We start from the raw sequence: 19,871 nt of genomic DNA on the forward strand, positions 1-19,871 counted from the left end.
ATTTCAGGCGTGTCGTGATAATTACATGATTGTGGTTCGTGTTTATGCAAGTGGCAAGTGTTGCAGTTGTGACAAGAGTGCGGATAAAGTCATTACCTGTGGTGACGATGGTTATCTCAAAACCATAAAACTGGACTAGCCACAGAATGAGGAAGAATCGTGAAATCACGAATTGTGAAAGGGAGCGCCGCGGGCGTTGCCCTGGTGACGGTAGCAGCTATGTCTGCCACCGCAATGCCACAGATCTTCTCTGAATCCGACAGCATTTTTGTAAAAGCCGATGAGGCGTCAGAACTTTCCCTGCCGAAAGTCCCTGACCTTCCAGACGAAGAAACCGTCGCGAAAGCGAAGGAAGACCCCTCGGCCCAAGCGAAACTGCGTGAAGATCTAAAAGAGATCTTAGATAAAAGTAACCAGCGTCTGGCCGACGTCGAAGCCGAAACACTTACTGCAAACGAGAAAGCACGCGAACTCAGCGAAGCTGCTGCAGAAGCTCGCCGTGAAGCTGAGACAGCAGCACAGCAGGCAGAACTCGCAGCCGAACAGCAAGAAGAAGATCAGGAAACTGCCGGGGAAGCCGTTGCGGACATGTATCGCAACGGAGGCTTGAGTACTGAAGAATTCTTGTTGGGCGATGACGATGAAGCACTCGCTGACGCTGCACGAGGCCAGCAACTCGCTGAGTCCCTCACCGGCGATGCTGAAAACAGCCAACTCAACGCGCAAGGCGCCGAGCACCTCGCAGGCGAAGAGGCTTCGAGAGCCGATGCTGCTGAAGATGCGGCGGCCCAAGCTGAAGAGAAAGCAGCTGAGGAACAGCGTCAACAAGAAGAGCTCGAACGTCAGCAGGAAGAGCTACGGCGTCAAGAAGAAGCACGTCAAGCTGAACTTGAAGCACAGGCCGCACGCGAAGCAGCCATCGCTGACGCTGCAACAGAAGCTGGGCTGTCCTTCGAGGAAATCGATAACGAGGCTCGACAAGATGCTGCCGATAACAATGCGGACGGTTCGGCTACTTCACCAGCAGCCAGCGCGACGAGCATTGAATCGGCCTCGGAAGCACCTGTTGTAGACACTGCGTCCGAACCTGAGGCATCAGATGAACCGTCTGATGAGCCGACCCAGACTGCGACCGCGACTCCATCGCCAACACCGACTCAGACCGCGACTTCTACGCCTTCTGAAACTGCGAGTTCCACTCCGTCGACCTCGCCATCTGCCTCCCCAACACCGACGCGGACTCAGTCGGCTACACCGTCGCCGTCTCGCACTGCGACTCCATCGCCTACGCCAACTCAGACGGCAACGCCATCCCCGACTCCTACTCGGACGGCCACGCCAACTCCAACGCGTACCGCGACACCTACGCCGACTCCAACCCCGACGCCAACCCAAACGCAAGCTGCTGCAGCACCACAGGCAGCAAGCGTGGCACCAGCGTCGACCGGTTCGAATATGTCGGCTGCGGTCAACTGGGCGGTTAACAAGACCCGGGAGTCCGGGACGTTCTATTCATGGGGTGGCAACGGGCCGAAGGGGTATGACTGCTCTGGTTTCACCACCGCAGCATTCGCCCAATCCGGCAAGTCGCTGCCACGTACCGCGAGCGCCCAGTATGGTGCCGCCAAGCAGTACGTCTCGCTGAACAACCTGCAGCCGGGTGACCTCGTGTTTTGGTCAAATAACGGTTCGCAGTCCGGCGTCTACCACGTCGCCATTTATATTGGGAACGGCCAGATTGCGCATGCGCGCAACCCGTCGACCGGTATCACGATTACCGGCTTGCACTACTCACCATGGAATATGCTCTCAGTGGGTGGCCGCTACTAAAAAACTCCTTCAGGGGCGCGGAGTCCGGGGAAGTTCTCCGTGCCCTTGGAGGCCCATAATTCAATAGCACCGCAAACACTTGGGGGTTGGATACCGATTCGGTACCCAACCCCCAAGTGTTTTAACTACAGGTTTATTCTTGCGGATCCTGATCGATCATCGGACCGTATTCTGGCCGGTCTGCCAGACGTGGGTCATCGTGGTACGGCACGATCATAACCGGACCGCGAGCATGCGCGGCGATACCCTGCGAGGTCGAACCCAACAGCGCACCGGTGAACCCACCTAGACCGCGAGTTCCGACCACGGTCAGGCGGGCTGATTCCGATTCGGCCACGACCGCGTCCACGGGCACCCCGTCGATGACTTCGGTTTCGATGTTGAGGTTCGGGAAGTGCGATTGCAGCCAGGCCGCGCCGGCATCCAGCTTCTCACGCAATTCATCGAACATCGCGCGCTCGTCCACGGTAGATGGTAGCCATTCGACGGCCGACGAGACCGGGGCCATGGCGGTGATGATCCGCAGCCGGCAGGTGTCGCTGCGATGGATCGCTTCTTCTGCGGCACGCAGCATCGCCACACGACCCTGCTCCGAGCCATCCGAGGCCACCACGACCGGGGCGTCGGAGTCTGCACGAGTCATTTCTGCTCCGCGGGGTACAAGTACGACCGGGCATTTAGCTTGGGCCGGCAGCCCGCGAGACACCGAGCCGACTAACAGGCCGAGGAAGCCGCCACGACCGCGTGGCCCGGCGACAAGCATTTCGGCGTTATGGGAGTAATCCACCAGCACGGTGCTTGGGTCGCCAAGCTCGACATTGCAGCGCACTTCGACGCCCTCGGTGTCACCGAGTTCGGCTTTGGTGGCTTCCAAGATCTGGCGGCAGGATTGAGCCAGCGCTGAGTCTTCGTGGCCTCCGGTCGCAGCATCAACTGCCACGGATGGGAAGACGGGCAATGTATAGGCCGAGACCATGGTCAACGGAGCGTTGATCCGGCGTGCCTCACGCACCGCCCAAATCGCGGCAGCCAGGGAACGCTTGGACCCGTCCACCCCGACGACGACGCCGTGTTTCTTCTTGGCGGTGTTTTCTGGCAGACCGTTGTCCGCATTCACCTTTTTTGCTGGGTCATGGAATTGGTCGGTCATGGCAGATCCCCTCCGTACGGTCGAGTTCGCTTCCGAGGATCGGTTGCGAAGGTGATAGATCTATTCTAACGCTGAAGTGACCTCGGATACGGGGTTTAAAGAGGTTCTTGCAAGAGTAATGGTGCCAGGCTGGGTGGAGTGCCCGCGATGAAGTTGGTAGTAGCGGTTCCGTACTTGGCTTGGGTCGGCAATGGTTCGGCTCGCAATGCTGCAATAAAGGCGTCCGTGCCGCCTAAATCGGGATTGGCCAGCGGGGTTTGGGTCCCGACCATCACAATGTTGCCGCGTCGTCGTCCTTTGAACATTGTGGCATCCGAGATCAGCGTGACGTGTTCAAAGGCCTGTGCCAGTGCGGCGGCTTCGGCTCTGGCCGGGGCGAGGTTGGGTGGGCCACCGTAGTTGAGCACATAGGCGCCGTTGGCACCGACGGCACGGGCTGCGGTTTCGGCCGCGTCCAGCCCGGTGAGATGCATTGGAGTGATGTGGTCTCCGCGGGTTGTGCCAATAAAAACGTCGCGGATGATGACGTCCCAACTGTCCGGTCTAGTCTCGGCAAGGACCTGACCGGCTTCACCGACGCGCATTTTGACGATTGGCGCGCGCGGCAGGCCAAAGTTATCCCGGGCTAGTTCGGTGAGTTTGGCATCGTATTCGACCGTGGTGTGTCTCGAGTTCGGATACCGGTCGGCACCCCAGCGGGCCATGGTCGCTCCCCCACCGCCAAGATGTAAGAATCGTAGACGAGCGTCTTGCGGGTATCGAAAGCCCAGTGCGATCGCCATCCACCGCATGTATTCAAAGCCCAACCGCTGTGGTTCATCTGGAATCAGCTGCGACGATTCCACCCCATTGATCAGCAACACCCACGCCCCGGGGGTGAAGGGGTCGGGTTTGATCTCAGCGGTGCCCGAGTCGATCTCATAGATGCCCGGTTCGATGTTGACTGCTGACCGGTTCTGGTTGCGACGTTGCTTGCTCATTGTCGTACCATAGCCTGCCGCGGGATGCCCTTCCACGGTGCGTCACTGGGATCAATTGGCTCACCGAGTGGTTCAAAGCCGGCTTGGCGCAGATTGGTTTCCACCAGCGGGGCATGACCCATCAGCCAGGTGATGGCAGGTTGATCGCCGATTGCCGTCCGAATGAGTTCTGTGCCGATAGTGGTTTCAGCTGTGGCAGCGGTGAGATAGAAGTATCGCAGTTCATGCAGTTCACCCAGCGCATGCGCGGCAACGAATTCCGCGGTGTGTTCGCTGTGCTTGGTTGTGGCGTGGAGGGTGCCGACCAGACGATCGCGCAGATCTTCGGCCATCCACACGGTGTCACCCCGGGAGATCCTGGACTGCCAGAACTTCACCTGCTCGTCCGTGGTGGCTTCTGCCTGGGTGAAGAATGCTTCGTCTTTGAGGTGGCCGAACATGTCACGCCAGATGCGGTGTTTGAAATCGACCAGGGTTTTGGCGTCGGCGATCGCGGCGTCTCGAATGTAGTATTCGGCGCCGGTTTCGGTGCTGGTTTTGCGGTTAAACGGCCAGATCACAAGAAAACTTAGTCCTCGAGGAGCTGGTTGACCCGATCAATTTTGGCGTCGAGTTGGTTGGGTTTGGCGTCTCGAATGTAGGCCTTCATGGTGATCGAGATGCGTGCCCCATAGGGAGCCACCGCATCGACGCACTCTTTCAGCACTCCCATGACCTCGTCCCATTCGCCTTCAATTTCGGTGAACATTGACGACAAACGGTGCGGCAGTCCAGAGTTGCGCACCACATCATAGGCGGCTGCTACTGCGCGGGCGACCGAACCGGTTTTGGCATCTTCTGGGCTATTGGCGGCGGCGTGTTCGCCGAGCTCCCCGACACCGGAGACTGAAATGGAAAACGCTAAGATCATGGTTCCATCCTAGTAGGTCAGCCGATCACTGCGCGGCGCTGAGGATCGCCGCAATGGCTGAGACAACCGCGACCAAGGCTGCTATCGCTGCGATGAGCAAGCTGCGTTTAGCGATCGCATTTGCTTCGGCCGAGATGTCATTTGCCTCCCGTGCCAGTTGACTCGAGCGTTCCCCCGAGGCCTCCGTGGCGGCAATAAACTGCTGCCAGTACTCGTTGGCCCGGCGCTGTTCCTCAAGCGATTGCTGCCAGACCCTCAGCAGCTGAGCCATGGTGGGCTCCTCATTCGCTGAGCTTTGGGCGTCTGCTGAGTGCGCAAGTGCGGGCGAGGCAGTCGCTGCCCGTTGCCAATCAATGCTGAGACCAGGCACGGCCCACGGTGGCGGGGTTGCAGCAGAGGGCAGCGGGGCTCCAAGGTTTGCGACCAGTTGACGCACCGGCTCGGCGGCCTCGCCTTGAACTTGTTTGGCCTTGAGGTGCAACGGGTTTGACGGATCATTAGCGATACGGTCGACCGCGCTCGGAGTCATCGCCCATAGGGCATCGAGTTCAGCATCGCCGGTGCTTTCCCGCCCGTCTTGCGGCCAGGTGCCGTGCTCGGGCTGCGAGTTTGCCTCATCCATGCCACCAGTGTAACCAGCGTTACGAGTGCCACGCCGAGAACCCCAACAGGCCCGAGGACTATAGTTGAACGGGTGCATGAGATCATCGGTGCGAAAGGGACGTGAACATGGCGCAGGGAATTTACATCACAACGACCACGGTTCGAGCAGGGAAAACACTGGTGTCCATGGGCCTGATGGATGCGCTGCACCGCAACACCGGCCGGGTGGGGTATTTCCGACCCATCGTGCCCGGTGACTCTGTGGATGATGACTCGATGGTCCAGCTCATGCGGGAGACGTTGAATCTGGATGCGACCACCGCGGTCGGCGGCGTGACCGATGCGTATGCGCGCTCGATGATTACCTCGGGTGACCAAGACCAGCTCTATGCCGAACTTGTGGTCGCCTATGAACAGGTCGCCGCCAATGTTGATGCCGTGGTGATCGAGGGTACTGATCTGCTGAACGGTGATACCGGGTTTGAACGCGAGATCGATACTGACCTGGCGCTGCATTTCAATGCCCCGGTCTTAGCCGTGGTTTCGGCCCAGGGCCTGACCGCCCAAGAAACCTCTGACGCCGTCGAATTGACCCGCTCGAATCTGCGTGACGCCGGCTCCGAGCTGCTATCTATTGTAGTCAACCGTGCCGACCCCGACCTGCTCGATGAGATGGCCTCGACCATCAAACCCGGCACCTATCAGCGCAAGGTCTACATCATTCCGGAACTCGAAGAGCTCCGCTACCCTACCGTCGGCGAAGTCGCCTCCGCCCTGAGCCTGGACTGGGTGGCCGGTTCCGAACAGCTGGACCGCGATGTCTCCGAGGTCAAAGCCGTATCTATGGAGGGCGGCAACTTCCTACAGGTGCTCAACGAGGGTGCCCTGGTGATCGTTTCGGGCGACCGCTCCGACGCCGTGCTGGCTACCCTGGCCGCGGCCCGCACCGCCGACTTCCCGGTCGCCGCCGGCATGATCCTGACCAATGGCATTGAACCCAATCCAATGATTCAGCGACTCTACGCCGATGCACCATTTCCGGTGTTCGTGTCATTTTCCGATACCTTCACGATGGCCCGGAACGTCGCCGCAGTGCCGGCGAGCCTGTCGGCCGCGCAACCCCGCAAGACCGCGGCAGTACTCGGGGCCTGGAACCGTCACGTCGATGAAGACGAACTGCTGGGTCGCATCAAATTAGCGCACCCGACAGCGATGACGCCCGTGCGGTTTTTACACCAGCTGACCGCCCGCGCCTCGGCAGACCGCAAACGCATTGTCTTGCCGGAAGGCCAGGACGAACGCATCCTACGGGCCGCCGAGATTTTGCGCCGTCGTGGGGTTTGCGACCTGACAATTCTGGGCGATGTTGACGAGATCCAAGAGACCGCCTCAACCTTGGGCGTGGATCTGGCCGGCATTGACCTGATCAACCCTGCCGAATCCCCGGACCGGGAAGCCTACGCCCAGGCCTATGCTGAAGCGCGCGCCCACCGGGGCGTGGAACTTGCCTTTGCGCGCGAAATGATGCTGGATCCGGTCTATTTTGGCACGATGATGGTCCAACAGGGCCACGTCGACGGGATGGTCGCCGGTGCTGCGGGCACCACCGCCCACACGATCCGGCCGGCCCTGGAGTTCGTCAAGACCAAGCCCGGCACTAAGATCGTGTCCTCGGTGTTCTTCATGCTGCTGCCCGATCGTGCGCTGGTCTACGGCGACTGCGCGGTCAACACCGACCCGGATGCCGAACAACTGGCCGATATCGCGGCCGCCTCGGCACAAACCGCCCAGCAATTCGATGTCGAGCCACGCGTGGCGATGCTGTCGTATTCAACCGGCGAGTCCGGTGCCGGCGAAGCCGTGGATAAAGTCCGCGAAGCCACCCGGTTGGTCAAAGAGGCGAACCCCGAGCTGAAAGTCGATGGTCCGTTGCAATATGATGCCGCCGTCTCGGCCTCGGTCGCTGCGTCGAAAATGCCCGAGTCTGAGGTCGCCGGGAACGCCTCGGTGTTTATCTTCCCAGACCTCAACACGGGCAATAACACATATAAAGCCGTCCAACAGTCGGCCGGCGCGGTCGCGGTTGGGCCGGTGTTGCAAGGGTTGAATAAGCCGGTCAACGACCTGTCGCGCGGCACGACCGTGGATGACATCGTCAACACCGTGGCCATCACCGCGATTCAGGCCCAAGCAAACTAACGCAAGTCGTCCACGGACGAGAAAAGGAACAGCATGCTGATTTTGGTGATTAACTCGGGCTCGTCGTCGCTCAAGTACCAGCTGCGCGAACTCAACGATGACGGCACCGACACCGCCGATCCGATTCAGGCCTCCGGTCTGGTCGAACGGATCGGTGTGCCCGGTTCAGGGATCGCCAACCACACCGCCGCCCTAGATGTGGTCGCCAAAGAGCTCGACGAAGTCCTGGACGGCCGCACCATCGATGCCACCGGCCACCGCGTGGTCCACGGCGGGGAACGCTTCAAAGCCCCCGCCCTAGTCGACCCCGAAGTTATCCGCGCCATCGACCGGCTGGCACCGTTGGCACCGCTGCACAACCCACCGGCTACCGAGGGTCTGCGTGCCATTCGAAATAAGTGGCCCGACATGCCGCAGGTGGTCATCTTCGATACGTCATTCCACCAGACCATGCCACCGCAAGCCTGGCGGTATGCGATCCCCGAGAACTGGTACACCGACCACGGGATCCGTCGCTACGGGTTCCACGGCACCAGTCACGATTTGGTCACTGGCATGACCGCCGAGCTGATCGGCACCGACCGGGACGAATTCAATGGCATCATTTTGCACCTGGGCAATGGTGCCTCAGCGACCGCGATCAAACACGGCGAATCCGTGGATACCTCAATGGGCTACACCCCGCTGGCCGGGCTGGTCATGGGCACTCGCTCGGGCGATATCGACCCGTCGGTGCTGACCCATTTGATCACCTCGCACGGTTACACCGCAGACCAAGTCGACCGCATCCTGAATCACGAATCGGGACTGTTGGGTCTGACCGGCCACGCCGACATGCGCCAGGTGCTCGAATCTGCCGAAGCCGGGGCACGCGATGCACAACTGGCGCTGGATATCGCGACCTACCGATTAGCAAAATACATTGGCGGCTACCATGTCGCCGTCGATGGCGCTCAGGCGATCACGTTCACGGCCGGTATCGGCGAGAACTCTGCTCCGTTCCGGGCGCGCGTGCTCGACCGACTCGGCGTCCTGGGTGTGAAATACGATCAGGACCTGAACGTGGTTCGCGCTGATGAACCGCGACTGATTTCTACTGAAGATTCAGCAATCGCCGTCGCTGTGGTGCCCACCGATGAGGAGATGGCCATTGCTCAGCAGACCTTCCACCTGGTCGAGTCAGCGGATGCTTGGGGCCACGGCGTCGACGCATTGTAATGAACGCAGTTCTTTAGCGTCTAGGAAGACTACCGTTTTGTCTCGTTTGGATGATGAGTATGCACGCGTTCTAGATAGACAAAGCGCTCATCAACGTAGAACCATATGCGAGCATCGCCTTTACGAGTCGGCTTATGCTGCCAGCGCTCGTATTGCTTCCCGTTTCGAGTAACGGTGCCGAGCTCGCCTTTCAAAGGATAGTTGTTTGGTGTTCTTTCCAAGGGAGATTTAGTGAGAAAATCCCAGCTGTCAGCTAATGGTCCTCGAATCGTCGCGGCAAGATCGGTCCAGCCCTTTTTGGCTTCTCGTGAGGCAAAGAGGAGGCGATATTCAGAGCTTTTGACTGGACGCGGGACATTTACATCTTTAGCCATTAAACCCTAAGGTCGCTCAACAGGTTCATCGTTATCGATCCACTCCACGGGAGTCTTGCCTAGCCCGGCCGCAACGGCTTCCGCGGTCTCTCGCCACGAAGTTAACGTCGACAACGCCAGATGAGCCTGGCTTGTTGCAAAGCTAGCTCTGGCAGCGTTGAGAACCTCGTTAGCACAAGCCTCCTGGTCCGTTGGGCTGAGTGCCAACATCCAAGGGAAGTGCTCCGTCATAAAATCAACGAGTTCGTCATCATGTATGGTCGCGATCCCGATGAGTTGTGCCGCTAATTTAAGGAGTTCATTGCGAGCAGTATCCTCGCGCTCCGACATTAGGACAAGTGGCTCGCCATCTCGCCGCGTCACAGTTACAGGATGGTCTGCTGCTGCAGCAAAGACCTCGCTGGAGGCGCGACTAAGCTCGGAGGATTTAAAGGCGTCACGGGTGATCATACCCCCACCATACTTCTGAACATATTCTGAACTCAAGCCCAAGTTGGTATTTGTGTGAGAGAAATTCGTCACGTTAGATTGATGCTGACCCTACTGCTCTGAACCTGCAGCGACCCAACTGTCCACGAGTTGTTGGTGTGCATCGTCGGCGAGCCACGCTTCGATGGCTGCTTCTTCGTTATCTTCGTCGGCGTCACGTATCTCGGCCAGCAGGGAGAAGATCTGGTCATCGTTCATTTCGAAAGCTGACAGCATGCCCATCAGATCTTCGCGCTGTTGGGCACTGTCACTGACCACAACCTCGTAGGTGTCTCCGTCGGCAAAGATGCCTTCTGGGTCATCGAGGAATTGCATATCGTATTCCGCGACCGCCCAGTGCGGATTCCACGCGGTCGCAACAATCCATTCGTCGTTGGCGACGGCTGCACCAAATTCGCTCAGCATGGCAGCGGTACTACTATCGAGCAGATCATAGTCGTCGAGCCCATAGGTTTCGACGGCTTCATTGGCTTCACGGGTGATACCGGCTCCGGCTTCAATCCCAACGATTTGGTTGCCGAATTCGTCACCCCGACCTTTCAGGTCTGCAATCTCTTGGATACCCTCGTCATAGACGTAGGTTGGCACCACCATCGCGTGACGTAGAGGTTCGTACCAGGTACCGAGCAGCTCAAAGCCGTCACCATATTCATCGATGTATTCGCTGTGGCTTTCTGGGTTGGACGCAAAATACAAGTCCGCATCGTCTTGGCTGACCGCAGCATAGGTGGGCCCAACATCGGCCAGGGTCAGTTCAACCTCGTACCCCTGCTCTTCGAAAATGTGCTTCCACAGGTAGGTGGCTGCGACTCCTTCATCGAAAGGCGTGTAGACGATGTGTATCGAATCGTCGCTAGCCTCTGCGTTGTCAGCATCTCCGCAGGCTGTCAACGCCAATCCGCCAAGTGTGAGCGCCGCAGCGAATTTCATGATGGGGGCACGTTTCATAGGGCTAGGGTCCTTCCGCAAAGTGTGAGCATCCGAGAAGAGAGTGAGTCCCGCTGCTTATCGTTGCCGATGCGTTATGCGAGTCACTCTGCTGCACTAGCCTATGCAAAACGTTACGCGGATTTTTTCGAGGCTGACTTCTTCGACTTACTCTTCTTCGACCCACCTGACTTGGAGGACCGGGATTTCTCGACCGAGGCGCGCAGTGCTTCCATCAGATCGACGACATCGCCGCCGGTATCGTCGTCCTCGTCTTCCTCGGGGAAGGTTTCTTCCAGATCAACGGTGTCGCCGGCTTCGATCTTGGCGTCAATGAGTTTGCGCAGTTCGGCCTGGTAGTCATCTTCGAACTCTTCGGGCGTGAAGTCTTCCGAGTAGGATTCCACGAGCTGTTTGGACATTTCGAGTTCTTTATCCGAGATCTTTGCTTTCGAGTTGATCCCTTTAAAATTCGCTTCGCGGATTTCATCAGCCCAGCGCAGCGTTTGGATCATCAACACTTTGTCGCAGATCCGCAGAATCGCTAACCGGGTCCGAGTCCGCAGGGTGATTTTGACGATCGCAGTCCGATCCGTCTCCTCCAGGGTCTGGCGCAATAGTAAGTAGGCCTTCGGAGTTTTCGAGGTCGGCTCGAGGTAATAGGATTTTTCCAACATGATCGAATCGATCTGATCCGACGGGACGAACTGCAAAACTTCAATATCGTCGGCATCATCGGAGGGCAGCGCTTCGAAATCTTCTTTGTGAATGATCACCCGATGGTCGCCGTCATCATAGGCTCGCTCGATATCGGAGTATTCGACAACTTCGTCGCACTCTTCACAGCGTCGCTGGTACCGGATCCGTCCGCCGTCCTTGTCGTGCACTTGGTGCATGCGAACGTCGTGGTTCTCGGTGGCTGAGTACAGCTTCACCGGCACATTTACTAGGCCAAATGCGATTGATCCAGTCCAGATAGCTCTCATGGCCCCCATTAAAACTTACCCACTGGTCGATGGCTAGCCCCGTTGCTCGGCGAAGTATCGTATCTGAAAACTCCGTCAGGTAGCATGCACCGCACAGGAGGTTCTGATGGCCCGCAATGAACAGCAAGTCTCCATCGATGGCCACCGTCTCAAGCTCACCAGCTTGGATAAGGTCTACTATCCCCAAACGGGTACGACCAAGGGCGAAGTGTTGGATTACTATGCCCGGATCGCCCCGTATCTGATCCGGCACGCGCGCGACCGGATCGCCACCCGCAAGCGCTGGGTCGATGGGGTCGGCACACCGGATAAGCCCGGCAACGTGTTCTTCGAAAAGGACCTGCCGGAGGGCGCCCCGTCATGGATCCCGTCGCGTGCGATCAAGCACAGCACCGGCACCAAACACTATCCGCTGATCCAAGACCAGGCCACCTTAATGTATCTGGCCCAAATGGCCTCCCTGGAACTGCATATCCCCCAGTGGCGCGTGCTGCCCGGGTCGTCTGATCCCGGCACGATCACCTCCGAGACGCGGTATCCCGACCGCATGGTCTTCGACTTGGACCCCGGCGAAGGTCGGGAACTGGCCGACTGTGTAGAGGTCGCCCACCTGGTGCGTGAGTTGCTCAACGGGATGGGACTAGAGGTCTTCCCGCTGACCAGTGGGTCCAAAGGGGTGCACCTCTATGCGCCGTTAGACGGGACGTCGACGAGCCAGCAGGTTTCCGATGTGGCCCACGAGCTGGCCCGCACTCTCGAATCGGATCATCCCAAGCTGATTGTCTCGGCGATGAAGAAGACGCTGCGGAAGAATAAGGTTTTCATCGACTGGTCGCAGAACTCGGCGTCCAAGACCACGGTGGCACCCTATTCGATGCGCGGCCGTTTCGCTCCCACGGTCGCTGCCCCGCGCACCTGGGAGGAGCTCGATGACCCCGCAAGTGTTGAACACTTGCGGTTTGAAGAGGTCCTGGAACGCATCGAGGACCTGGGCGATCTGCTCGAACCGCTGGCCGAACGTGCCGGGGCCGATGATGCCGGCGACATGGAGAATGCGGAACCCAAGGAAGCACCCCAGGATCGGCTCACGACCTACCGATCCATGCGGGACCCAGACAAAACACCCGAACCGGTCCCGGACAGTCATGGAAAAAGCGGCGACGAACTGATTTTCGTGATCCAAGAACATCACGCCCGTCGTCTGCATTGGGATCTGCGCCTCGAACACGAAGGCGTGCTGGTGTCCTGGGCGCTGCCCAAGGGCCCACCCACCGATCCGAAGCGCAACCATTTGGCCATCCAGACCGAAGACCACCCGATCGAATATGCCACCTTTGAAGGCACCATCCCGAAAGGGGAATACGGCGGCGGCGAGATGACCATCTGGGACTGGGGCACCTACGAAGTCGAAAAATGGCGAGACGGCAAAGAGGTCACCGCGCTCCTGCACGGCCAACCCGACGGCGGGCTGGGCGGCACCAAAGAGTTCGCGCTATTCAACACCGGTGAGCACGGTCCAAATGACGATCCTGCGCGCAACTGGATGATCCACCTGAAGGAATCCTCGGCTAAGCAGACCACATCGAAGTCCACAAAGGATGCCGAAGAGCGGCAAAAGCCTACTCCTGCTAAAGTCCCCGATCGGGCAGACCCTGCGGACTATCCCCCAATGTTGGCCACGCTCGGCAAGGTCGACAGTGTCCGTCATCATGCAGACGACTGGGCTTTTGAGATGAAGTGGGATGGGGTTCGAGCCATTGCCACCGTTCAGGCTGCAACCGATGATGATCCAGGCGCGGTCACGTTGACCAGCCGCAACGGTCTGGATATGACTGATACCTACCCCGAGTTGGTCGAACTCGCCCGGTGCGTCGAACACGACTGTGTGCTGGACGGCGAGATCGTCGCGTTTGGCGACGGTGGCAATCCCGAATTCGGTCGGCTCCAACGTCGGATCAAGCTGACTAAATCTAAAGATATTGAACAAGAGCGCGCCAAAACGCCCGTGTATCTGATGGTATTCGACGTGCTGCGCACCAACGGCGAATCGCTGCTGCGCACCCCCTATGAGCAGCGTCGTCAACGACTGTTCGAAATCGTCTCGGAGAGCGAGAGTATCTTCGTGCCCGAGGCCTTCGACGGCTCGCTGGATGATGCCATGACTTCGAGCAAGAAACTCAAGCTCGAAGGGGTACTGGCGAAGAAGAAAGATAGTGTCTATCTGCCCGGCAAGCGTACCAAAACCTGGCTCAAGCTCAAACATTCGATGAGCCGTGAGGTGCTGATTGTCGGGTGGCGCGACGGCAAGGGCGGCCGGCAGAACACGTTCGGTTCACTGTTGCTAGCAGCCCACGACGAAGACGGCGAACTGACCTACATGGGACGCGTCGGCACCGGGTTCGATATGCACCAATTGCGCAATATTCGCGAACAATTAGACAGCATCACCCGCAAGACACCGCCGGTCGAAGTGCCAGCCGATCAGCGTCGCGATGCTCATTGGGTGACCCCCAAACTGGTGGCAGATGTTGAATACGGGGGCATTACCCGAGATGGCAGGCTGCGGCATCCGGTATGGCGCGGTCTCCGTGACGATATCGATCCCGAGGACGTGACGATCTAACCCTGACGTGCGGAGTGTTTACTTGTTGGGTTCAGCGATGCCCGGCCAGTAATAACTATCGGGCGTTGCGCGTGCCCCAAAGATAGCTTGGCCGACGCGGACCACGGTGGCACCCTCTTCGATGGCGACCTCATAGTCACCAGACATGCCCATCGATAATTCGCCCGGGCCGATCAGCTCTGGGGCCTCGTCGAGCATCTGATCCCGAAGGTTGCGCAACAGCACAAAGCATTCCCGGACGCGTTCGACTTCCGGGGTGAAGACCGCCAGGGTCATCAGTCCCTGAATTTTGAGTCTCGGGTAGTCCTGCAGTGCTGTGAGGAACTCGCGGAGTTCATCCGGGTGGATGCCATATTTCTGCGGCTCGTTGGATGTATTGACCTGGACGAAAACCGGGAGCGTGCGGCCGGCGGCCGCCAGCCGTCGATCCAAGACTTCGGCCACGCGTAAGCGGTCTAACGCCTGAAACTCGGCGGCATAGGCGGCCACATCACGGGCCTTGTTGGTTTGCAGGTTGCCGATGATCGACCACCGAATATTGAGGTCTTGCATCGCATGGTATTTCGCGGTGGCTTCTTGTACCCGGTTTTCGCCCAGCTCATCCAACCCGGCTGCGACCGCCAGGCGGATGCGTGCTTCGGGCACGGTTTTACTCACCGCCAGCAACCGAACGTCGTCGCTCTCGCGACCGACCCGTGCTGCGGCATCGGCGATGCGTTGGCGCACCGCCGCGATATTGGCCTTAAAATCCTCGACGGTCCGAGCTTCGGGGAATTCTTCGGGCGATGAGATGGCGTCTGGCATATGCCAGACTGTAACAAAGCTGCACGAGCGTTGTCACAGTACTGGGCTTGATCTGCCGGGTTACCTTGCGGCTGAAAGCACTCGGTGATACTTGCTCCACAGCGCGAGGACCGGGCTACAATACCTAAAGACCTTCCGGTGGGGTGACTGAGCAGGCTAGGTCGCGGCCCGCACGGCCGTGTACGCAGGTTCGATTCCTGCCCCCACCTCTACTATTCGTCACCACCAGTGTCGGTGGCTTCGATGGCTTCAAGTGAGTCAGCCGCTTTAATCTCCCGGCGTGTTTTGCGCGTGCTGTTGAGCTCGGCAAATAGTTCCGGCAGATATTCCCACTGCGGCAGTTGGCCAAAGGTTTCTTGAGTTTGTTTGACCACTTGGCGTGCCAGGTTGCGGTTGGCTACCCCACCGATGCCGGCACCGATCCCAAAGGGCACCAGGCGTCCAAGGAAGCGGACGGCTTCCCCGCGGACCAGGGTTTTCATGAACCGGTTGGCCAGTTTCGAAAATGCCCGTTCGGTCAGCCCGGTGATCCCCGACGCAATCCATGCCGAGGGGCCCAGGGTGCCAAACCGGGTGCCGGGTTGGGTTTTGGCGGCTTGTTGCAGGAGCTCGCGGCCTTCTTCACCCAACATAATCGTCATGACCAAGGCCTGAGCTTCCTGATCGTCATTGGTGTGCAGCCCTGCCAGCTCGGCGATGGACTGGGCGTAGAACGCGGTGAATTCCAGAAAGCCTAGGGTCGCGCCGAAGGACGCTCCGAGACTGGTCGCGGTTCCGATCCCTGGCACCGCACCGACCCCGCCGGCTGCTGCACCCGTGCCGGTCAGCGACCTGATGTAGTGCTGCGAGATCCGTTCGGCGAGCTCGCCGGGAGAATCCTTGGGATATTTCTTACTCAACCGGCGCAGGTTGGCGATGACTAACGGCCGCTGGGCGCGCATCGCTGACAGCACCGCGCGCTGGAATGCTGGCTTGGGCCGGCCTTTGGCGTCGACGGCTTGATTCAGCATCTTCTGGGCGCGGCGGGCAGCTTTGTCGCGGTTGGCTCGTTTCGCGGCTTTTGCTTTTGACATGTCATTTTCGTTCGTCAAGATCAGCTCACATTCTGTGCAAGAAACGGTGTGATGGCCGATGTGGTCTCAGCTTCGGTGACGCGGGTGTGGGTTGTCAACCAATGAAGACTGAAATCAGCCGACCGCTGCTCGGCCTCACCGGTGCCGATCCATAGAACACTTTTGGCCTGGTTAGCATCTGCTGATGCGTCGAGTGCGGCCAGCATCGGATTGTCGATAACATACCCGTTGACACCCACGACGGCGTTGAGCGCTTCGGGGCGAACTCGCAGCATCGTGGTGGCCAGCGCTGCACCCTGTCCGACACCTACGACTTGGACGCTGGTGTAACTGGTGTTGCCGTATTCATCGTCGTCCAGGGCGTCAAACACCCGGTGTGCCGCCGAAATGACTTCAGGGAAACTGGGGTGCTGGTGGTCCGAGGTGGTGAACCAGTTGTGGCCGAAGGTGGCCTCGAATCCGGCTTGCAGTGCCAGACCGGTGACACCGTCTGGCAGATGACTGAAGTAGTGGTCGGCGACGGTTTCTGGGGTCGAGCCCGCGTCGTGTAAGACCAGCACCAGCTGGGTGGTGCGTTGGTGTTCTGGGTGCGACCAGATGCCGCGGTGGCCGGTGGTCAGAGTTTCTGGGTACATGCCCTCACTCTAACGAAGGCTAGGACAGAAAGTGGATGAGTACGCCCACACCGAAGACGCCGGTGGCCACGATAATGCAGGCGATTTCAATGAGCATGCCGATGCCCATGGCTTTGAGCGTTTCGACCGAGGAGTGCAGCGCTGCTTTGGGGTCGCGGCGTCGGTGGTATTCGGCACCAAATAATCCCAGAACGAAGCCGATGAACAGCCCGAAAAATGGGATGACGAAGAACCCGATGATCGCGGCGATGGTCGCAATGATGATGGGCCGATTGGGGATGCGTTCGCGTCGCATGGTTCGGCCGGTCAGCACCAGTGATGCGCTCCAGCCGACCAGTGCCAGGGCTGCGGCGATGACACCGGTGGACCAGGATGCGGTCGAGCCGAGGATCCAGGCCCAGGCGATCATGGTGATGATGGCTACCGGTGAGCCGGGCAGGATCGGGAAGATGATGCCGCCGATGGCGACGAGCATCAGCAGGGCTGCTATGACGGTGACAAGTATTTCCACACTGTCAGGTTAGCCGCCCACGACGATGTCTGCCCACACGATGCGGTTGGCATTGGTATCGGTGGGCAATCCGAAGAAGCCTTGAGCAGATGCTGGACTGTCAGTTTCGAGCACACCAGAATCGAGGACCTCAAGGTCTGCGCTGGGCAGCACGTAGTCGGCCCGGTAGCTTTCATCGCCGCCCAAGGGGCTGGGGGCAGTGTGGTGCGGTGCGTCCGGGGTGTCCGGGAGCAAACCGCGTCCTAAACCACTGACACTCAGCGTGCGGGCCGGTTCCGGATCAATGATTTGGCTGGATTCCAGCAGACTGGTGATGGCCGTTGGATCGCCCGGTCCTTTACCGGTGGGGTCGGCTTTGAGCGAGCCGGCAATCACGAAGGCGTCGTCTTCGGGCAGCGGACCGCGGTCGCCGCGGTGGTCCAGGATGTATTCGGTGTCTGGGTCCAGGTAGTCCTGCCAAAACCGGATTTGGTCGTGGTTGCGAGCCGTGCCGTAGGTACTTTCCGAGGAATCTGCGGTAGACGTTGCCAGCACGTGGAGCGTTTCGCCGTCGACTTCAACGGGAATGTCCCAGTGCGAGACGGAAGCCAGCGGAATGATATTGCGCTCGAGATCGGTCAGGCGCGCGGGCATATTGTTATCCGGCATGGCCTCCCAGGACAGGGAGGTGAAGTCGCGGACGTTGGCTTCATCAAGCGGATGCTTCGAAAAGACAATCATGGATGACTGTCCGGGGAAACTGCCGTAGCCGAGGGCATCGCCTGGTTCACCGATGGTGCCGTCGCGATTCAGGTCCGCGCCCGAATCCACCCCGGCGTTGGAGTCAGAGGTGTAAAAGTATGGGTAGGTGATACCGGTGTGTTCATCGCCGCCGACGGCCAAGTAGTTGGTGTTGAAGGCTTTGGCGACGTTGTCTCCGGCGTCCACGTCAATGCCGGTCAGCACCAGCACATCGGGCCGGACGGTTTGCACGGCGCGAGCAACGGCGGTGGCGTCCTCGGCTCCGGGGGCGGAGAGTTCTTCGAAGAGCTCGCCGGAGCTCTCGCGGGTGAGGTTTGCGTTGTAGGTAGCGACCCGTAGGGCGTCCTCGGGGGTCTCAGCGACTACGGGAGTTTTGGCTGCGGAATCTGCGGGTGCAGCCGAGTTCGCGACCTCTCCCCCAGGCTGTTGGGCGCTGTCATCGGCCAGGATTTCTGCGCCGGGACGGGGACAATACGGCAGCTCTGCATCATCTGATGTTTCTGCGGCTGCGGCATTTGGGGACGCGAAACCCAGTGCGAGGCAGCTAGCAGCGGCTGCGACGATCACTGTTTTTTGCACTCGAAAACTAGAGCGGGTTTCCTGCATATCGGCCAGCATAAGCGCCACCCGGTTTGATTGAAAGTCCGAGTTCATGGACTGAAACTTACCCTGAGTCACACTTTCGCCCCGCAAACGCATGCTCATGCGGTTGTGTTCGGTTACCCGATTTTGCTGGCAAAACTTATGCAACGCATTCTTGATCAGAATGTAATCATTTTGTGACCATACGTTCGGGTGGTTTGGATCGGAAATTCTCCACCCCGCCATTGACATGGACATTTGTCGTGACACACATCACACGTGATGTTCATGGCGGTCGTTTGTCGGAGCGGCTCACGCTGTTGTGTCGTCGGGAGTCGCTGTTCGCGCTTCGTGTTGATCGACGACTTCTCGACTCATGCGGGCGGCCGCGACCGTCATGCCGATGGTCGCCCCGACGATCAAGATGATCGCCAGGCTTCGGAGGAGTCCGAAGGTTTGGTCTAGCAGCACCCAGCCGATCAGCGCGGCAAATACCGGTTCGAGGCTCAAGAGGATAGAAAATGCGTTACGCGGTAGTCTGCGCAGTGCCGCCATCTCAAATGACACCGGAATCACGGTGGATAATAAGGCCACACCCAAGGCCAGCCAGTAGGCTTCGGGCACGTTGAGTATATCGATCAGCCCGGTGAACCCGAAGGGCAGGACCACCAGCGCCGCAACGAGGGTGGCCATGGGCAGGCCCTCAATTCCGGGCAGCCGTTTCCCGACGCGGGCGCTGAGCAGGATATAAAACGCCCAGGACACCCCCGCCAGCGCTGCGTAGACCAGCCCGAGCACATCGAATGAGGCATCACCGGCTAGCGATTCGACGCCCAGCACGACCAACCCGATGCCCGCCATGGTGATCCAGATGAGGTCGCGGCGATTGGTCGACAAAATGACCGCCAGCGCCAACGGGCCAACGAATTCAATGGCGACCGCTACGCCCAACGGGATGCGCTCTACCGCTGCGAAGAAGAAGGCATTGAGCCCGGCCAGACTGATGCCGAACAACACCACTTCTCGCCACGCGCTGAGACTCCATCGCCAGGGCGTCGGCCGTGCAATCAGCAGCAGGAGAACGGAAGCTAGCAGGAGGCGGACGACTGACACACCCCAGGCGCCGCCGATGGGGAACAGTTGGGTGGCAACAGACGCGCCCAGCGGTAGCGAAATCGTCGCCGCCACGACCAACAACACACCGGTCATTGAAATGCCGGCAGTGCGATCTACCAA

The 19,871-nt window shown here is 59.3% G+C and carries 19 protein-coding genes and 1 tRNA gene; 5 read left to right on the forward strand and 15 right to left on the reverse strand.

Translation table 11 applies throughout. The features are described 5' to 3' along the window. Nucleotides 1–159: 159 nt before the first annotated feature. Complete coding sequence (locus J2S62_RS11545; protein WP_310174858.1) at nt 160–1,830, forward strand: C40 family peptidase; 1,671 nt, start codon at nt 160–162, stop codon at nt 1,828–1,830. Nucleotides 1,831–1,963: 133 nt separating this feature from the next. On the opposite strand, the gene J2S62_RS11550 is transcribed toward J2S62_RS11545, so the two are convergent. The 5 genes from J2S62_RS11550 to J2S62_RS11570 form a co-directional block, all read right to left on the reverse strand. Continuing rightward, a complete protein-coding gene (locus J2S62_RS11550; protein ID WP_310174860.1) occupies nt 1,964–2,980 on the reverse strand; it encodes a universal stress protein in 1,017 nt (338 codons plus the stop codon). Between the two features lie 95 nt (nt 2,981–3,075). Then, entirely contained in the window at nt 3,076–3,960 is an 885-nt protein-coding gene (locus J2S62_RS11555) for a spermidine synthase (RefSeq protein ID WP_310174863.1), read from the reverse strand. Beyond that, the gene (locus J2S62_RS11560; RefSeq protein WP_310174865.1) at nt 3,957–4,520 is read right to left on the reverse strand and encodes a hypothetical protein; all 564 of its coding nucleotides are present in this window, start codon (nt 4,518–4,520) and stop codon (nt 3,957–3,959) included. Before J2S62_RS11560 ends, J2S62_RS11555 begins: the two co-directional genes overlap by 4 nt. Before the next feature lie 8 nt (nt 4,521–4,528). Beyond that, complete coding sequence (locus tag J2S62_RS11565; RefSeq protein ID WP_310174867.1) at nt 4,529–4,870, reverse strand: thiamine-binding protein; 342 nt, start codon at nt 4,868–4,870, stop codon at nt 4,529–4,531. A 25-nt stretch (nt 4,871–4,895) separates the two neighbouring features. Beyond that, nucleotides 4,896–5,492, reverse strand: coding sequence for a hypothetical protein (locus J2S62_RS11570; protein ID WP_310174870.1), 597 nt, complete (start codon nt 5,490–5,492; stop codon nt 4,896–4,898). 107 nt (nt 5,493–5,599) lie between these two features. Here J2S62_RS11570 and pta point away from each other — a divergent pair, with 107 nt between their 5' ends. Together pta and J2S62_RS11580 are read left to right on the forward strand one after the other, a co-directional pair. Beyond that, complete coding sequence (gene pta, locus J2S62_RS11575; RefSeq protein WP_310174872.1) at nt 5,600–7,672, forward strand: phosphate acetyltransferase; 2,073 nt, start codon at nt 5,600–5,602, stop codon at nt 7,670–7,672. 33 nt (nt 7,673–7,705) lie between these two features. After that, nucleotides 7,706–8,890 carry an acetate/propionate family kinase gene (locus tag J2S62_RS11580; RefSeq protein ID WP_310174874.1) on the forward strand — a complete coding sequence of 395 codons (1,185 nt, stop codon included), beginning with the start codon at nt 7,706–7,708 and terminating at the stop codon, nt 8,888–8,890. Nucleotides 8,891–8,919: 29 nt separating this feature from the next. Here J2S62_RS11580 and J2S62_RS11585 read toward each other — a convergent pair whose 3' ends face one another. The 4 genes from J2S62_RS11585 to ku all read right to left on the reverse strand — a co-directional run bounded on the left by J2S62_RS11585 (nt 8,920) and on the right by ku (nt 11,666). Further along, nucleotides 8,920–9,264: a hypothetical protein gene (locus tag J2S62_RS11585; protein WP_310174877.1), complete on the reverse strand. Its 345-nt coding sequence runs from the start codon at nt 9,262–9,264 to the stop codon at nt 8,920–8,922. A 6-nt stretch (nt 9,265–9,270) separates the two neighbouring features. Next, nucleotides 9,271–9,714, reverse strand: coding sequence for a prevent-host-death protein (locus J2S62_RS11590; RefSeq protein ID WP_310174879.1), 444 nt, complete (start codon nt 9,712–9,714; stop codon nt 9,271–9,273). 90 nt (nt 9,715–9,804) lie between these two features. Next, nucleotides 9,805–10,701 carry a glycine betaine ABC transporter substrate-binding protein gene (locus tag J2S62_RS11595; protein ID WP_310174881.1) on the reverse strand — a complete coding sequence of 299 codons (897 nt, stop codon included), beginning with the start codon at nt 10,699–10,701 and terminating at the stop codon, nt 9,805–9,807. A gap of 113 nt (nt 10,702–10,814) precedes the next feature. After that, nucleotides 10,815–11,666, reverse strand: coding sequence for a non-homologous end joining protein Ku (gene ku / locus J2S62_RS11600; RefSeq protein WP_310174883.1), 852 nt, complete (start codon nt 11,664–11,666; stop codon nt 10,815–10,817). Between the two features lie 106 nt (nt 11,667–11,772). Between ku and J2S62_RS11605 the strand changes: the two genes are divergently transcribed. Next, entirely contained in the window at nt 11,773–14,289 is a 2,517-nt protein-coding gene (locus tag J2S62_RS11605) for an ATP-dependent DNA ligase (RefSeq protein ID WP_310174885.1), read from the forward strand. 18 nt (nt 14,290–14,307) lie between these two features. On the opposite strand, the gene J2S62_RS11610 is transcribed toward J2S62_RS11605, so the two are convergent. Beyond that, the gene (locus J2S62_RS11610; RefSeq protein WP_310174887.1) at nt 14,308–15,093 is read right to left on the reverse strand and encodes a YggS family pyridoxal phosphate-dependent enzyme; all 786 of its coding nucleotides are present in this window, start codon (nt 15,091–15,093) and stop codon (nt 14,308–14,310) included. A 137-nt stretch (nt 15,094–15,230) separates the two neighbouring features. Here J2S62_RS11610 and J2S62_RS11615 point away from each other — a divergent pair. Continuing rightward, a tRNA-Cys gene (locus J2S62_RS11615) sits at nt 15,231–15,302 on the forward strand. Nucleotides 15,303–15,305: 3 nt separating this feature from the next. Here J2S62_RS11615 and J2S62_RS11620 read toward each other — a convergent pair. The 5 genes from J2S62_RS11620 to J2S62_RS11640 all read right to left on the reverse strand — a co-directional run bounded on the left by J2S62_RS11620 (nt 15,306) and on the right by J2S62_RS11640 (nt 19,871). Then, on the reverse strand, nt 15,306–16,166 hold the full coding sequence (locus J2S62_RS11620) for a hypothetical protein (RefSeq protein ID WP_310174889.1): 861 nt from the start codon (nt 16,164–16,166) through the stop codon (nt 15,306–15,308). A 20-nt stretch (nt 16,167–16,186) separates the two neighbouring features. Further along, entirely contained in the window at nt 16,187–16,801 is a 615-nt protein-coding gene (locus J2S62_RS11625) for a hypothetical protein (RefSeq protein WP_310174891.1), read from the reverse strand. Nucleotides 16,802–16,820: 19 nt separating this feature from the next. Next, the gene (locus J2S62_RS11630) at nt 16,821–17,312 is read right to left on the reverse strand and encodes a DUF456 domain-containing protein (RefSeq protein ID WP_310174893.1); all 492 of its coding nucleotides are present in this window, start codon (nt 17,310–17,312) and stop codon (nt 16,821–16,823) included. 9 nt (nt 17,313–17,321) lie between these two features. Beyond that, nucleotides 17,322–18,632 carry an endonuclease/exonuclease/phosphatase family protein gene (locus tag J2S62_RS11635; protein WP_310174895.1) on the reverse strand — a complete coding sequence of 437 codons (1,311 nt, stop codon included), beginning with the start codon at nt 18,630–18,632 and terminating at the stop codon, nt 17,322–17,324. Nucleotides 18,633–18,947: 315 nt separating this feature from the next. Beyond that, the gene (locus J2S62_RS11640) at nt 18,948–19,871 is read right to left on the reverse strand and encodes an EamA family transporter (protein WP_310174897.1); all 924 of its coding nucleotides are present in this window, start codon (nt 19,869–19,871) and stop codon (nt 18,948–18,950) included.

It is taken from the genome of Enteractinococcus fodinae (genome assembly GCF_031458395.1).
Taxonomy (GTDB): Bacteria; Actinomycetota; Actinomycetes; order Actinomycetales; family Micrococcaceae; genus Yaniella; species Yaniella fodinae.

Coding starts and splice junctions, on each gene's coding strand:
- J2S62_RS11555 (WP_310174863.1), bottom strand. CDS start 3,960: ATGAGCAAGCAACGTCGCAACCAGAACCGGTCAGCAGTCAACATCGAA.
- J2S62_RS11570 (WP_310174870.1), bottom strand. CDS start 5,492: ATGGATGAGGCAAACTCGCAGCCCGAGCACGGCACCTGGCCGCAAGAC.
- J2S62_RS11580 (WP_310174874.1), top strand. CDS start 7,706: ATGCTGATTTTGGTGATTAACTCGGGCTCGTCGTCGCTCAAGTACCAG.
- J2S62_RS11610 (WP_310174887.1), bottom strand. CDS start 15,093: ATGCCAGACGCCATCTCATCGCCCGAAGAATTCCCCGAAGCTCGGACC.
- J2S62_RS11550 (WP_310174860.1), bottom strand. CDS start 2,980: ATGACCGACCAATTCCATGACCCAGCAAAAAAGGTGAATGCGGACAAC.
- J2S62_RS11605 (WP_310174885.1), top strand. CDS start 11,773: ATGGCCCGCAATGAACAGCAAGTCTCCATCGATGGCCACCGTCTCAAG.
- J2S62_RS11585 (WP_310174877.1), bottom strand. CDS start 9,264: ATGGCTAAAGATGTAAATGTCCCGCGTCCAGTCAAAAGCTCTGAATAT.
- ku (WP_310174883.1), bottom strand. CDS start 11,666: ATGAGAGCTATCTGGACTGGATCAATCGCATTTGGCCTAGTAAATGTG.
- J2S62_RS11565 (WP_310174867.1), bottom strand. CDS start 4,870: ATGATCTTAGCGTTTTCCATTTCAGTCTCCGGTGTCGGGGAGCTCGGC.
- pta (WP_310174872.1), top strand. CDS start 5,600: ATGGCGCAGGGAATTTACATCACAACGACCACGGTTCGAGCAGGGAAA.
- J2S62_RS11620 (WP_310174889.1), bottom strand. CDS start 16,166: ATGTCAAAAGCAAAAGCCGCGAAACGAGCCAACCGCGACAAAGCTGCC.
- J2S62_RS11590 (WP_310174879.1), bottom strand. CDS start 9,714: ATGATCACCCGTGACGCCTTTAAATCCTCCGAGCTTAGTCGCGCCTCC.
- J2S62_RS11625 (WP_310174891.1), bottom strand. CDS start 16,801: ATGTACCCAGAAACTCTGACCACCGGCCACCGCGGCATCTGGTCGCAC.
- J2S62_RS11595 (WP_310174881.1), bottom strand. CDS start 10,701: ATGAAACGTGCCCCCATCATGAAATTCGCTGCGGCGCTCACACTTGGC.